Source organism: Tepidibacter sp. Z1-5, assembly GCF_037844525.1.
GTDB lineage: Bacteria > Bacillota > Clostridia > Peptostreptococcales > Peptostreptococcaceae > Tepidibacter_A.
On the sequence record NZ_JBBMMD010000026.1, the window covers coordinates 1 to 15,467 of the forward strand.

Sequence of the window (15,467 nt, forward strand, 5' to 3'; positions counted from 1 at the left end):
TTTGGGATTAAGAGCTATAATTTTTCCAAATTAGAGATTTGATCAATTGGTATTTTATAGTGAATAAATAATTACATTTGTACGAAATTTAGGTAGCTAACATTTTAATAAGCTTTATTTTATAAGTGTAGTTCTTAAACTTTGAATAAATTTAAGAAGCATTAAAAATAACTAAAAATTGAATGAAAATTAAAAAAATATTATAAAATCATAGGAAAACGCTTGACTAATTTATGAATTTATAATATTCTTATAATAAGAAAATTAATTACAAATAAGTACAAAATTCGATATATTTTTTTACACATCAATGCAACCGTTTGCACTGAGGATTAACAATAACCTTAGTAAGCAAATATATTTTTTTAAATGTTTATGCAAGCGTTTGCATAAAACTATATTGAGGGGGGTTATACATGAAAAAAGCATGGTGGAAAGAAGCTGTAGCTTATGAAATATATCCAAGAAGTTTTATGGATTCAAATAAAGATGGAATAGGTGATTTAAACGGTATAATTTCTAAATTAGATTATTTAAAAGATTTAGGAATAGATGTAATTTGGATATGTCCAATGTATAAATCCCCTAATGATGATAATGGATATGACATAAGTGATTATCAAGATATAATGGATGAATTTGGAACTATGGATGATTTTGATAATCTATTAAGTGAGGTTCATAAAAGAAATATGAAGCTTATAATAGACTTGGTTGTAAATCATACAAGTGATGAACACCCTTGGTTTGTAGAATCAAAATCTTCAAAAGAAAGTCCAAAGCGTGATTGGTATATATGGCGTGAAGGCAAAGATGGAAAAGAACCAAACAACTGGGAAAGTATTTTTGGAGGATCAGCTTGGGAGCATGATGAAAAAACAGATGAATACTTCCTACATCTATTCTCTAAAAAACAACCAGATCTAAATTGGGAGAATGAAGATGTAAGAAAAGCAGTATACGATATGATAAATTGGTGGCTGGATAAGGGAATTGATGGATTTAGAGTAGATGCTATTAGTCATATTAATAAGGAAAAGGGATTAATAGATATGCCTAATCCAAAAAATCTTAGATATGTACCTTCATTTGATAAGCATATGAATGTAGATGGAATTCATAAATATCTTGAAATGCTAAGAGATAACACATTTGCAAAATACGATATTATGACTGTTGGAGAGGCAAATGGAGTTAAAACTGAAGATGCAGATCTTTGGGTTGGTGAAAAACAAGGTAAATTTAATATGGTATTCCAATTTGAACACTTAGACTTATGGGATGCCCAAACTAATAAAGAACTAGATATAGTAGAGCTTAAAAAGATACTAACTAAGTGGCAAAAAGGTCTTGAAAATAAGGGATGGAATGCATTATATATTGAAAATCATGATATACCACGTGTTGTATCTACTTGGGGAAATGACAGAGAATATCTAAGAGAATCTGCAACGTCATTAGCACTTATGTATTTTATGATGCAGGGTACACCATTTATTTATCAAGGTCAAGAAATCGGTATAACTAATGTAGCTTTTAAGAATATAGATGAATATGACGATGTTAGAACTAGGAATATGTATAACATAAAAAGAAGTGAAGGTATAGCTCACGATGAAATAATGAAGCTTGTATGGGCGACTTCAAGAGACAATTCTCGTACTCCTATGCAGTGGGATGATACAGAAAATGCAGGATTCACAACTGGAAAACCTTGGATAGGTGTTAATCCTAATTATAAGGATATAAATGTAGAGAAGCAGTTAGATGATCCAAAATCAGTATTAAACTTTTATAAAAACATGATAAAGATAAAGAAAGAAAATGAAATATTCACATATGGAAAATATAACCTTATTTTATCAAATCATGATAAAATATATGCATATACTCGTACTTTAGGAGATGAAAAAGTAGTTGTCATATGTAATCTAAAAGGTACTGATGCTTTATATGAATATAGCGATTTTGATTTAAGTCATGATAAACTTTTATTATCTAATTACGATGTGAAGCATCATGATGATACATCTAATATAACGTTAAAGCCATATGAGGCGAGATTATATAAGGTTGATAAATAAACTTAAGGGAGATGGTTTTATGTCGAATGTAACATTAAGTAATATATGTAAAGAATACGACAATGGATATAAGGCGGTTAAAAACGTAAATATAGACATAAAAGACAAGGAGTTTGTTGTACTTGTAGGGCCTTCTGGATGTGGTAAATCTACTACTTTAAGAATGATAGCAGGGCTTGAAGATATAACTTCAGGAGAACTTAAGATTGGGGATAAAGTTGTTAATGATCTTCCACCTAAGGATAGAGATATAGCTATGGTTTTCCAAAATTATGCTCTATATCCTCATATGAGTGTTTATGATAATATGGCCTTTGCTTTAAAGCTTAGAAAGGTTCCTAAAAATCAAATAGATGAAAAGGTAAAAGAAGCTGCTAAAATACTTGGGTTAGAAAGTGTATTAACTAGAAAGCCAAAGGCATTATCAGGAGGACAAAGACAAAGGGTAGCATTAGGTAGATCTATAGTTAGAGAACCGAAGGTATTTTTAATGGATGAGCCTTTATCTAACTTAGATGCTAAGCTTAGGACTCAGATGAGAACTGAGATAAGTAAGCTTCATAAAAAGCTTGGAACTACATTTATATATGTAACTCATGATCAAGTTGAGGCTATGACTATGGGAGACAGAATAGTAGTAATGAAGGATGGATTTGTTCAGCAAATAGCTACACCGCAAGAACTTTATGAAAATCCTAAGAATATGTTCGTAGCAGGATTTATTGGAGCACCTCAAATGAATTTAGTAGAAGTTAATATTAATGAAGAAAATGAAAATATAGTAGCTTCATTTAATGATGTTAAAATAAACATACCTTTGGGTAAAGGTAAAATATTAAAGAAAAAAGGATATGTAGGCAAAAAGGTAGTTTTAGGAATTAGACCAGAGGATATTCATATGGAAAATGTATTTATAGAAGCGTCTAAGGAGACATCTTTTAATGCCAAGGTTGAAATACAGGAGAATATGGGAGCAGAAATCTATGCATATTTAAATGTAGGTGGAGAAAATGTAACTGCTAGACTAAATGCCAGATATAAGTTAAAGGATGATGAAGAAGTAGTTTTAGCTATGGATGGAAATAAAATACACTTATTTGATGTTGAAACTGAAGCAAATATACTTTTGTAGAATTTTGTCGAAAGAAACTGAAAAATTAAAAATTTATTCTTGATTTTAAAAAATATAAGTGATAAAATTACATTACAAAGACTAGTGCAAACGATTGCACAATTAAAAATAGTTTATTAGGAGTAGTAGAATGAAAAGTATTACTATAAAGGATGTAGCTCAAAAATCAGGGGTATCTCCTTCTACGGTTTCGAGAGTCATATCTAAAGATACAAGAATAAGTGAAAACACAAAGAAAAAAGTTTTAAAGGTTATGGAGGAGCTTAACTATTATCCAAACTCTATAGCTAGAAGACTTGCAAACAAAAAAACTGATACTATAGGTGTTGTAATGCCATATGGAACAGAAGATATATTAATGAATCCATTTTTTCAAGAATCATTAAGAGGGATAAGTATTGTTTCATCTGATAAGTGCTACGATATATTAATTTGCACAAGTCATAAAAATGAAGATGAAATAGATGTGCTAAGGTGCTTGATAAAAGGAAATAAGGTTGATGGATTAATACTTACTCGATCTAATGAACATGATGAAGCTATAAAATATTTAAGAGATAATAAGTTCCCATTTGTATTAATAGGTTCTTGCCTTGAATATGATGATATAACTAGTGTTGATAATGACAATGAGAAAGCATCCTATGAATTAACTTCTTTTTTAATAGAAAAGGGAAGAAAAAAAATAGCTTTTATAGGAGGAGAACTAAACTCAGTAGTTATTAAAAACAGATTTGAAGGATATAAAAAGGCATTAAAAGATAATAATATAGAATTTAGAGATGAATATTTGATATTTGATAAATTCTTAGAAGAAAGTGGATATAAGCTTACTGATAAACTTTTAAATTTAGATGATATTCCAGATGCTATTATAGTTGCGGATGATCTTATGAGTCTTGGATCTATGAAAAAGATAAAAGAGAAAAACTACAAGGTTCCAGAGGATATAATGCTTGCCAGCTTTAATAACAGTATTTTGGCAAAGTATTCAAATCCATCTATAACTTCAATAGATATTAATTCTACTGAACTTGGAAAGAGGGCTTGTGAAAAACTATTTAGCATATTGGAAGGTAATGAAAATGAGTTTAAAAAAGAGATTATATCTCACAAGATAATAGAAAGAGATTCTACAAAGTCAATTTAGTTTTAAATTGAGTAAGGTGAAAAGATTTTATCCGAAAGCTAAAGCTTCTGGATTAGTTTAACTAAAAATTCAGTTGGAGTAAAAACTCCACCTGAATTAAGTTTCACTCTATTCGATTTAGATAGATTACTATGGATTAATAAGTCTATAGCCTATATTTTTTTATTATTTAGTGCAAACGATTGCACAAAGATTCAACTAAATTTTACAAAGGGAGTGGTGAAAGGTGAAAATGAAGAAAAAAGTATTTTCGGTATTTGCATGTGTTTTAGCATTAATGCTATCATTAACTGCTTGTGGATCTTCTAAAGATAGTGCAAGTGGTAAGGTTAATGTAGATATTTTCCAATTTAAAGTAGAAGCTAAAGATGCTCTAGAAGAAGCAGCTAATATCTATATGGAGAAAAATCCTAATGTAAAAATCAACATTCAAACAGTAGGTGGAGGAGATGACTACGGTGCGGCTTTAAAATCTAAGTTTGCGTCTGGAGAAGAACCTGCAATATTCAATATAGGTGGACCGCAAGATATGATCGACTGGAGTGAAAAGCTAGAAGATTTATCTACTGAATCTTGGGTATCTCAGGCTTACGATGGAACTTTAGAGCCTGTAACTAAAGATGAAAAAATATACGGTATGCCATTCAATCAAGAAGGATACGGATTTATATATAACAAAGAGTTATTTAAAAAAGCTGGAATAGATCCAGAATCTATAAAGACATTTGCTGATTTAGAAAATGCAGTTAAATTACTTGATTCTAAAAAAGAAGAATTAGGACTTAAATCTGTATTTGCATTCCCAGCAAAAGAAACTTGGGTAACTGGACTTCATTTATCAAATGTTGCTTTCTCAAATGAGTTTGGAAATGTAACTAATGCATTTAATGCAAAGGAATTAGAATTTAAATATGCTGATTCATTGAAAAAACTTGTAGACTTACAAGCTGATTATGCATATATGCCAGATGGTAAAAAAGCTTCTTTAAACAGTGTTGACTACTCAACTCAAGTTGAAGAGTTATTCTCTTTAGGTCAAGTTGCTATAATTCAACAAGGTAACTGGGCTTATGGAAGTGTAGCAGGTGTTGATGAAGAGTTAGCAGCTAATATAGCAATGCTTCCTATGCCTCTTGAAGGAGTAAAAGAAGATTCTATACCAGTTGGAGTTCCAATGTATTGGTCAATAAATAATGGTAAAGATGAAGAAGTTAAAAAAGCTTCAAAAGATTTCTTAAATTGGTTATATACTTCTGATGAAGGAAAAGATTTAATAATAAACAAGTTTAAATTTATACCAGCATTAAAAGGATATGATGCAGATAATTTACAACCACAAGATACATTAGCTAAGGAAATAATAAGATATTCTAATGAAGGAAAGACTATGCCGTGGGTATTCATGGGATATCCATCAGCTTGGGGAATGGATAATCTTGGAGCAGATATACAACAATATGTTGCAGGAGATATGACTTGGGATCAATTAGTTGAAGATGCTAAAGCTACTTGGGCTAAAGCAAGAAAATAGATAATAAAATAATGAATAGGAAAGTCTAATTAGACTTTCCTATTTTATAAAAAAAAATAGGTGGCTTGAAGTTCATAGTAAAGGAGAGAATTTTATGAAAAAGAATAGACTAGCATTTTGGGGCTTCGTAGGGCCAGCAGTATTTGCGTTTACATTAATAGTTGTAATACCACTTTTATTCGGAATATATTATTCATTTACAGATTGGAATGGGATAAGTTCAAATATTACATTAATTGGATTTGAAAATTACATGGAAGTTTTTAAGGATAAAGGATTTTTAAAATCGTTTATATTTACAACTAAATTCACTATAGCTTCTGTGATTACTATAAATATAATAGGTTTTTCTTTAGCACTTTTAGTTACTAGAGAGCTTAAGATGAGCAATATTCTTAGAACAGTATTCTTTATGCCAAACTTAATTGGTGGGCTTATATTAGGATTTATATGGCAATTTATATTTACAAAAGCTTTTGCAGCATTAGGAGAAGCTACTGGAGCTACTTGGCTTTTAGGATGGTTATCTAATACTGAAACAGGATTTTGGGGACTTGTAATACTTATGTCTTGGCAAATGTCAGGTTATTTAATGATTATATATATAGCAGCACTTCAGAATATACCTCAAGAATTAATAGAGGCTTCTAGAATAGATGGAGCTAATGCTTGGCAAAGAGTAAAGCATATAGTATTTCCACTTGTAAGACCAGCATTTACAGTTAGTTTATTTTTAACTCTTTCAAACTCATTCAAGTTATACGATCAAAACTTGTCTTTAACAGGAGGAGGACCAGCAAACTCTACTCAAATGCTTGCTATGAATATTTACAATACAGCTTTTAAATTTAACAATATGGGTGTAGCACAAGCTAAAGCGGTTATATTCTTCTTAGTTATAGGGGGAATAACATTAAGCCAAGTATATATCACGAAAAAAGGCGAGGTGGAAATGTAATGAAGACTAAAAAATTACTTTTAGGAATAATAGGTGCTATTGTTGGATTAATATATCTTTCACCTTTTTATATTATAATTGTCAATGCTTTTAAAACTAAGAAGGAATTATTCCAAAATACATTAGGATTACCAGAATCATTAAATTTTGAGAACTTTATAGAGGCATTTAATAGATTAGATTTCTTGCATGTATTCTTAAATTCACTTATGATAACTGTTGGAAGTATAATACTTATAGTTATATCTTCCGCAATGGCAGCATGGATGCTTGAAAGAACAAAAACAAAGATGAGTGGATTTATATTTTTCGCATTTATAGCATCAATGCTAATACCATTCCAAGCTGTAATGCTACCACTTATACGTATGATGGGAAAACTTAATTTATTAAACATACCAGGACTTATGTTCACATATTTAGGATTTGGATGCAGTCTTTCTATATTCTTATACCACGGATTTGTAAAAGGAATACCTAAAGAATTAGATGAGGCAGCTACTATAGATGGATGCAGCAAATGGCAGACTTTCTGGTACATTATATTCCCTATATTAAAACCTATAACTATAACAGTATCAATACTTAATACTGTTTGGATATGGAATGACTTCCTACTTCCATCTTTAATTATAAACAAACCAGAAACTCACACTATACCACTTAGAACGTTCTTCTTCTTCGGAGAGTATACTAAGCAGTGGCATTTAGCTCTAGCAGGACTTACATTAACTATAATACCGGTTATAATATTCTACTTTATAGCTCAAAAGCACATTATAAAGAGTGTTACAGCTGGAAGTATTAAATAGGAGAGATATATATGAAAAGAACATGGTGGAAAGAAGCAGTAGTATATCAAATATATCCACGAAGTTTTAAAGATTCAAACAAAGATGGAATAGGTGACTTAAACGGAATAATAGAAAAACTAGATTATTTAAAATTATTGGGGATAGATGTTATATGGCTATCCCCTGTATATAAATCTCCAAATGATGATAATGGATATGATATAAGTGATTATCAAGATATAATGGATGAGTTTGGATCTATGGAGGACTTCGATAGGTTATTAAAGGAAGCTCATGATAGAGGAATAAAGATACTTATGGACTTAGTGGTAAACCACTGCTCGGATGAACACAAGTGGTTTGTCGAGTCTTGTTCTTCAAAAGACAATCCATATAGAGACTACTATATATGGAGAGACCCACAAGAAGATGGAAGTTGCCCAAATAACTGGAACTCATTCTTCGGAGGAAGTGCTTGGCAGTATCATGAAGAAACAGGACAATACTATTTACATCTATTCACTAAAAAACAACCAGATTTAAACTGGGAAAATGAAGATATGAGAAATGATATATACAAGATGATGAGATATTGGCTTGATAAAGGTATAGATGGATTTAGAATGGATGTATTCAACATGTATTCTAAGAAAGAAGGATTTCCAGATGTAGTAGATAGTCCTGATGGAATATATATAAATGGACCGAAGATACATGATTATGTAAAAGAGATGAACAAAGAAGTATTTAGCAAATATGATATGATGACAGTAGGAGAAGCTCCTTGTGTACCTTCTTCTATGGGACACTTATACGTAGATGAAAATAGAGATGAGCTTAATATGATATTCCATTTCGACCTTATGGATATGCCTAATCATCCAAGTGATAAATTCTTAGATTCTGATTGGAAGCTAAAGGATGTAAAAGATATATTCATGAGATGGTATGATGATTTAAAGGATAGAGGTTGGAACTCACTATTTATGAATAATCATGATCAACCTAGAATGGTATCTAGATTTGGAAATGACAAAGAATATAGAGTAGAATCGGCTAAGATGCTGGCTACTTTAATTCATACATTCCAAGGAACACCATATATATATCAAGGTGAAGAAATAGGTATGACTAATGTTTATTTTGATGATATGAAGGACTATAGAGATGTTGAAACTCTAAATTACTATAAAGAGAAAATAGATGAGGGAGTATCACATGATGAGCTTCTAAAGAGAATAAAGCCAACATCAAGAGATAATGCTAGAACTCCTATTCAATGGGATGATAGTGAAAATGCAGGATTTAGTGATGTAACACCTTGGATTGATGTTAATCCTAATTACAAAGAGATAAATGTTAAAAAATCATTAGAAGATAAGAATTCAGTATTTTACTATTATCAAAAGTTAATCAAATTTAGAAAAGAAAATCCTGTTATAGTATATGGGGATTTAGAGCTTATATATAAAGACGATGAGAATATATTCTCATATGTTAGAAGATTAGATGATGAGGTTATTTTAGTTATACTTAATTTCTTTGATAAGGAAGTTGAGTTTAAGATTCCTGATGAGTATAAGGGTAAAAGATTTGAGGTAGGTATTAGTAATTATGAGGTAGATGAGATAAATTCAGATGTTATAAAGTTAAAGCCTTATGAGGCTAGAGTTTATAAGATTAGTTAATATATTAAAATTGTAATTTTATAAATATATTAGTGATTAAGCGAAAAATGGCACGCACTGAAATAATTATACTTAATAACCTAGATTTCGTACAAATGAAATCTGGGTTATTTTTTGGTTCGGTGGGTTATCAAAAACTTCCTATAAAAATACCGTTAATACAACTATATTTTGAATATAACTAAGGTTTTATCTTATTAATACTCCTAAAATTTACGAACTCCCTCCGGTCGGACACATAAATTTTTAAACTGATTATTAAACGATAAAACCTAAGTTATATTAGTCAAAATATCTAAACGTATTCGCTAACATTTTCATAGAAAGTTTTAATGGGAATCTTACTATATTGAAAAATTTAACCTGACCTCATTTTATTAAATATATTATGATTTTAAAGATCAGTGTCATTGTATTGTCTTGTGAAATGGGTTTTGATTTTTTCAAGTGCTTTAAAAATAATGAAGTTGATTAAACCAACTATTATAAGTTCGATCATAAGATTGTCATTATGGTAGTTTGAATTTTTTGCTACTAAAAAATTCAGAACTATTATAATACTTGTTAGAATTCTAATGAATAGATCACTAGATTTGGAATTCTTATTCATTTAACTCTCCTTTTATAACTATATTTGCCAAATAATAACATAATATCATTAATTCTGTAAAGTGAGATAGATAGAAAAAATGACGCTTATTGAAGTAATTAAAATTTCAATAAGCGTCATTTTTAATGTACATACTTTCTTAATTCTTCTTTAACCTCATCAGATGCAAAAGATGCATCTACTCCGTACAGATAGATTCTTTTAAAATCTTCTTCAGTTAAGTTTTTAACTTCACTTAATATTTTGAACTCTCTATTTAAATCTATATCTGATACAGTCATATTGTCTGTATTTATACTAATTCTTATATCATCATCTAAGAAATTTTTTAAAGGATGTTCTTCGTATGCATTAACAGCCTTTGTTTGAACGTTGCTAGTTGGGCACATTTCAAGTGTAACACCCATATCCTTTAGCATTTGATATGATTTAGTACAGTCTTTGGCAAATACGCCATGGCCAATCCTCTGAGCATGAAGCATCTCAATAGATTTAAATACATTCTCACCAATTCCAGTTTCTCCTGCGTGAATTGTTATATTGTATCCATAACTTTTAGCAAGGTCGAATGCTTTTTTAAACTTTTCGGGAAAATTTAAGCTTTCACTACCTGCAAGATCAACTGCAACAACACCTTTACCTAAAAACTTTCTACCTTCTTCTATTACAAATACAGCATCATCAGCACTCATATGTCTCATACAGCATAGTATTACGTTTGCTCTTACATCAAACTTACTTTCAGCTTGTTTAATTCCATCTAAAACACTTTGAATTATTTCATCAAATTTAAGTCCTTTTGCCATGTGAAATAAAGGAGCAAATCTCATCTCTATATACTTTACATTATATTTTGAAACATCTTCAAGAAGCTCGTATGCAATCCTTTTGATGTTTTCCTTTGTCTGCATAACCTTATTAGCTATATCAAATGTAGCTAAATATTCATCTAAAGAGTGGCACTCTTCAGGAGCTGTTATATATTTTTTTAGTTCATTTATATCATAAGTTGGAATATCTATATTATCTTTGTTAGCTATATCTAATATTGTACCAGGTCTAACACTTCCATCAAGATGACAATGTAGTTCTATTTTAGGTATTTTACTTAAATCCATCAAAATCACCCCTTAACTGTATTATAGGATATTGTACCACAGGAATCGGTTTCATACTATAAATTTTTGAAAGAAAATTATGAAAAGAAATTAAATTGACTGCATTGATTACCATAAATATACAAATGGTGTATAATATTCATTATAATATAAATAAAGAGAGAGTGATTTTAATGAATAGCATGTATGAGAATACTAATTTTATTGATAATATATTTATACACATTATTAGTAATATGTCTTTATTAGCTGGGGTAAGTATTATAATTAGTATATGTAAAATTTTATTTTGGATATTTACAGTTGTTTATGTATATAAAGACAGCAAGAATAGAGGACTAGATACTTTGCTGTGGACTTTAACCACAGGGAACCAACAATTATAAAAGAAATGATATAGATATGACAGCATCTTCAAGTAAAACATATAGTAATGAAATTAATAATTATGAAAGAAGTATCAATGGTGAAGTAACTAGTACAGATAATACATTTAAAAGTACTTATTCAGATTTTAACTCGAGTGAAGAAACTGAAATAAGATATCCTAAGGATGGAAATCTAAAGATAAATTATAAATCTAAGGTTAAAAAAGGTTCTTTAAGAATGGGACTTTATAAATATAATGGAGATGTAGTTAAAACCTTTAATACAAATGAAAAATCTAGTATAAGTGTACCTATTAAGAAAAATACTATATATAGACTTATTGCAACAGGGGAAAATACCAAAGGGTATTATGAAGTTGATTGGGAATTTGAACCTGAGGAATAATATTAGATTGGATGCCATGGTTTTGACTAAAGCCATGGCATTTATTATGAATAAAAAAATTAAAATAAAAGTGTCATTTTTTTTAATACAGTGGTGTTTATATATATGAGAGCAGGAGGTGATCGAGATTTTTAGGATCCTAAGAAGAAAAAAATTAAAAGAAGAAGAATTTCAAACAAACTATGAAAAATATTATCCCGTAGTATACAAACAATTATATTATTTATTAGGAAGTAATGAATTAGCAGAAGATATAACTCAAGAAGTATTTATAAAGTACTATAACACAAAAGAGGATATAGAGTTTGTAGGAGCCTGGTTATCTAAAGTTGCTACTAATTTAGCACTTAATTACATAAGAGGCGAAAAAAGAAGGTTAAAAAGAGAAGAAAATATGTTGGAGGATATAAACAATATATTTAGTATAGAGGATCAAATATTTAGAAAAGAAGAGATAAAATCAGTTAGAAATATATTATCTAGTCTTTCAAATGAACAAAGTACATGTCTTATCTTAAAATTTTCTGGATACTCTTATGATGAAATACACAATGCGACCAATATTCCTAAAAATAATATAGGTCAGATTATAGCAAGAGGAAAGAAAAAGTTTTTAAAACTATATGAAGGAGAAGGTGATTTAAATGTGCTATGAAGAAAAGGTACTTCAACAAATAATAGATAATAGCTATGAAGGAGATGTAGATGAAGCATTAAGACATATAAACTATTGTCCAAAATGTAAGCAAAAATACGACATGTTAAATTACCAAGATAAATCAATACAAAATTTATTAAACAAAGATATAGAAATACCATTAAGAACGAATATAAAGGTACAAAAAAGGAGAGGTATAAATATGAATAAAAATATGAGAAGATGGACAGCAGTAGCGGCAGGATTAGTCGTTTGTACTGGATTAGTATTTGCAGAGCCTGTTAGAGCAATGGCAGAAGATTTTTTAAAGATTTTTAGAGTTCAAGAAGTGAAAAGTGTTGCTATTAATGAGAAAGACTTGAGAGAAATTCAGGAATTATTTGATAAAGGTACAGGTGAACTTGAAATAGGAGAAATAGGAAATCTAAGCGTGAATTCAAAGGAAAAAGCACTTCCACCTTTAGAGAACCCAACAGCAGACATAATAAAAAAAGAATTAAAAATAGATAACACAATTAAATTACCTGAAAACTTTAAATACGAATATGTAAATAAAATCCCAGCAACAAATCTAAATATGAAACTAGATGTAGATAAAGCTAACGATTTATTAGCTTATTTGGGAGAGGATACTAAGCTTCCAAAATCTTTAGATAATAAGAACTTCGGTATTAGTTTTGAAGACTCTATGTCATATACAATGAATAAAAAAGAACAAGGGGATAAAAACTCAAGAGAGGATTATATACAGGTTATACAAATGAAAACACCTGAGATTAAAATTCCAAAAGATGTAGATGAAAAAGATTTAATAAAAACAGTGATTACTATGAAAATATTACCAGAAGATTTAAAGAGACAATTTGCATCTATAGATAAGTTAGAATCTACACTTGTAATACCTTATAACCCAGAATCTCAAATAAAAAAGGATATAACTGTTAATGGACAAAAAGCTGTATTAATAAAAAATAAAGATGAATCTTACTCTCATATAGGTATATTTTTTAACTACGAAGGAAATACGTATATAATAAATAGTGATTGCGAAGAAAAAGAAGTATTACAGGCAATTGAGGAGATGTTTTAATTATGGTTATACAAACTAACAATTTAACTAAACAATTTAATGGAAAAGGTGGTTTTAATAATATCTCCCTCTCTATAAGAGAGGGGGAAGTTTTTAGTTTTCTTGGAAAAAATGGTGCTGGGAAAAGTACATTCGTAAGAACACTTCTAGGAATACTCCATCCAACATCTGGAGAAGGCATGATTCTAGGAAAAAGCATAGGTAATGTAGAAGTTAGAAAGGAAATAGGATATTTACCTGAGCTTTTTCAATATCAAAATTGGCTTACAGGATATGAGCTTTTATTCAATCATGGGCTTTTATACAAGATGGATAAGCAAGCTATAAAAAAGAGAATAGAAGAAGTTCTCTTAACTATAGGACTTAAAGGTCATGAAAATAAGAAGTTAAAAGAGTACAGTAAGGGTATGAAGCAAAGAATAGGTCTTGGATGTGCTATTATTTCAAATCCTAAAATATTGTTCCTAGATGAACCTACAAGTGCACTAGATCCTGTTGGAAGAAAGCAGGTTCGTGATATTATAATTGATTTAAAAAATCAAGGGAAGACAATATTTCTAAATACTCACTTATTAAGTGAAGTTGAACTGATATCAGATAGAATTGCTATATTAGATAAAGGTCAGATTAAAAAAGTAGGAACAATGGATGAACTAATATATTCACCAGTAATGGCTTTTGTAGAAAATATAAATGATAATATGATAAGTGATTTAAAAAAGTTTGATCCTATGATTAATATTGTAAATAATCAGATAGAAATACATATTGATAATGAAACTATTCCAAAGATTGTAAATACAATAGTTAAAAATAACGGATTGTTATATATGATAAAGAGAAAAGAGAATGCACTTGAAGAATTATTTATAAATACAGTTGGAGAGGTGGACGAAAGATGAGTACAATAATAAGGCTTACATTTATTGAAATAAGAAAGAAAAAAATACTGTATTTAACTCTTGGACTTACAGCTATTTTCCTGATATTATATGGGACTGCACTTTATTTTGCATATGATTCATTAGAATTACAAGAGCCTTTTATGAGAGCTACTTTATCTAGTCAGCTTATATCTATGGGAATTTATGCTATGGTATTTATAGTATCATTTTTATCCATATTCTCAAGTGTTGGAGCTATTTCATCTGAGATAGACAATGGAACATACGATGCTATACTAGCAAAGCCCATAAAAAGATATGAAATAGTTTTAGGAAAATATATAGGAATATTATTAGTACTAATACCTTATGTTACCTTTTTTTATTTGGGGATAATAGAACTTAATATATTTTTTGGAAAAGGATTTATAGTTAATCTAGCATTTGAATCTATATTAAAATCATTGTTAGCACTGTATCTTTTACCAATTTTGCTTACATCAATAGGAATATTCTTTAGCTGCTCTATGTCAACAATGGCATCTGGAATTACATTACTTATAATGTATTTTTTCGGTATGATAGGTGGTTTTTTAGAGCAAATCTCTGGAGTTATTACTATTGAAAATACAAAACAAGCCTTAAGCAACACAGGTATTATAACTAGTCTCATAATACCGTCTGATATAATTCAGAAAAAAGCTTCTTCTCTCTTATTTACAACATCATCTGGATTGAATCTGAGTATAAGCAGTTTTGTGGGTGCCAAAACTCAACCAAGTGTTGCTATGATGATTTATATTTTAGTGTATATATTAGTTATGCTGATATTAGCTGTTAGAAAATTTCAAAGAAGAGATTTATAAGGGAAATATACATCTTAATGCCAAAATGAAGGGTATTAAAATAACGTGAATGTATTAAAGTTCTTAATAAAACTAAGAGTTACATCTTATTGAATATCCTAAAAGTTCTAAACTCCCTAACGGTTAGACA

Annotated in this window: 14 protein-coding genes; 12 read left to right on the top strand and 2 right to left on the bottom strand. The window is 29.5% G+C overall.

Annotated features, from left to right (window positions below):
* Positions 1-416: 416 nt before the first annotated feature.
* The 7 genes from WJW32_RS06545 (at position 417) to WJW32_RS06575 (ending at position 9,337) form a co-directional block, all read left to right on the top strand.
* Positions 417-2,084 carry a glycoside hydrolase family 13 protein gene (locus WJW32_RS06545; protein ID WP_340256657.1) on the top strand — a complete coding sequence of 556 codons (1,668 nt, stop codon included), beginning with the start codon at positions 417-419 and terminating at the stop codon, positions 2,082-2,084.
* Positions 2,085-2,103: 19 nt separating this feature from the next.
* Positions 2,104-3,216, top strand: coding sequence for an ABC transporter ATP-binding protein (locus WJW32_RS06550; protein WP_340256658.1), 1,113 nt, complete (start codon positions 2,104-2,106; stop codon positions 3,214-3,216).
* A 130-nt stretch (positions 3,217-3,346) separates the two neighbouring features.
* On the top strand, positions 3,347-4,366 hold the full coding sequence (locus WJW32_RS06555) for a LacI family DNA-binding transcriptional regulator (RefSeq protein WP_340256660.1): 1,020 nt from the start codon (positions 3,347-3,349) through the stop codon (positions 4,364-4,366).
* A gap of 232 nt (positions 4,367-4,598) precedes the next feature.
* Entirely contained in the window at positions 4,599-5,897 is a 1,299-nt protein-coding gene (locus WJW32_RS06560) for an ABC transporter substrate-binding protein (RefSeq protein WP_340256726.1), read from the top strand.
* A 94-nt stretch (positions 5,898-5,991) separates the two neighbouring features.
* Positions 5,992-6,855: a carbohydrate ABC transporter permease gene (locus tag WJW32_RS06565; RefSeq protein ID WP_340256662.1), complete on the top strand. Its 864-nt coding sequence runs from the start codon at positions 5,992-5,994 to the stop codon at positions 6,853-6,855.
* Positions 6,855-7,667, top strand: a complete 813-nt coding sequence (locus tag WJW32_RS06570; protein WP_340256664.1) for a carbohydrate ABC transporter permease — start codon at positions 6,855-6,857, stop codon at positions 7,665-7,667. Before WJW32_RS06565 ends, WJW32_RS06570 begins: the two co-directional genes overlap by 1 nt.
* 11 nt (positions 7,668-7,678) lie before the next feature.
* Entirely contained in the window at positions 7,679-9,337 is a 1,659-nt protein-coding gene (locus WJW32_RS06575; RefSeq protein ID WP_340256665.1) for a glycoside hydrolase family 13 protein, read from the top strand.
* Positions 9,338-9,731: 394 nt separating this feature from the next.
* Here the strand turns inward: WJW32_RS06575 and WJW32_RS06580 are convergent, their stop codons facing one another.
* On the bottom strand, positions 9,732-9,947 hold the full coding sequence (locus WJW32_RS06580) for a hypothetical protein (RefSeq protein ID WP_340256667.1): 216 nt from the start codon (positions 9,945-9,947) through the stop codon (positions 9,732-9,734).
* Between the two features lie 122 nt (positions 9,948-10,069).
* A complete protein-coding gene (gene add, locus WJW32_RS06585; RefSeq protein ID WP_340256669.1) occupies positions 10,070-11,065 on the bottom strand; it encodes an adenosine deaminase in 996 nt (331 codons plus the stop codon).
* A 402-nt stretch (positions 11,066-11,467) separates the two neighbouring features.
* Here add and WJW32_RS06590 point away from each other — a divergent pair, with 402 nt between their 5' ends.
* The 5 genes from WJW32_RS06590 to WJW32_RS06610 all read left to right on the top strand — a co-directional run bounded on the left by WJW32_RS06590 (position 11,468) and on the right by WJW32_RS06610 (position 15,337).
* Entirely contained in the window at positions 11,468-11,839 is a 372-nt protein-coding gene (locus WJW32_RS06590; protein ID WP_340256670.1) for a hypothetical protein, read from the top strand.
* A 118-nt stretch (positions 11,840-11,957) separates the two neighbouring features.
* Positions 11,958-12,494 (top strand): sigma-70 family RNA polymerase sigma factor, encoded by a 537-nt coding sequence (locus WJW32_RS06595; protein WP_340256672.1) that lies wholly within the window; start codon positions 11,958-11,960, stop codon positions 12,492-12,494.
* Complete coding sequence (locus tag WJW32_RS06600; RefSeq protein WP_340256674.1) at positions 12,484-13,587, top strand: hypothetical protein; 1,104 nt, start codon at positions 12,484-12,486, stop codon at positions 13,585-13,587. Before WJW32_RS06595 ends, WJW32_RS06600 begins: the two co-directional genes overlap by 11 nt.
* A gap of 2 nt (positions 13,588-13,589) precedes the next feature.
* The gene (locus WJW32_RS06605; RefSeq protein ID WP_340256676.1) at positions 13,590-14,489 is read left to right on the top strand and encodes an ABC transporter ATP-binding protein; all 900 of its coding nucleotides are present in this window, start codon (positions 13,590-13,592) and stop codon (positions 14,487-14,489) included.
* Positions 14,486-15,337 carry an ABC transporter permease subunit gene (locus WJW32_RS06610; RefSeq protein ID WP_340256678.1) on the top strand — a complete coding sequence of 284 codons (852 nt, stop codon included), beginning with the start codon at positions 14,486-14,488 and terminating at the stop codon, positions 15,335-15,337. Before WJW32_RS06605 ends, WJW32_RS06610 begins: the two co-directional genes overlap by 4 nt.
* Positions 15,338-15,467 lie beyond the last annotated feature (130 nt).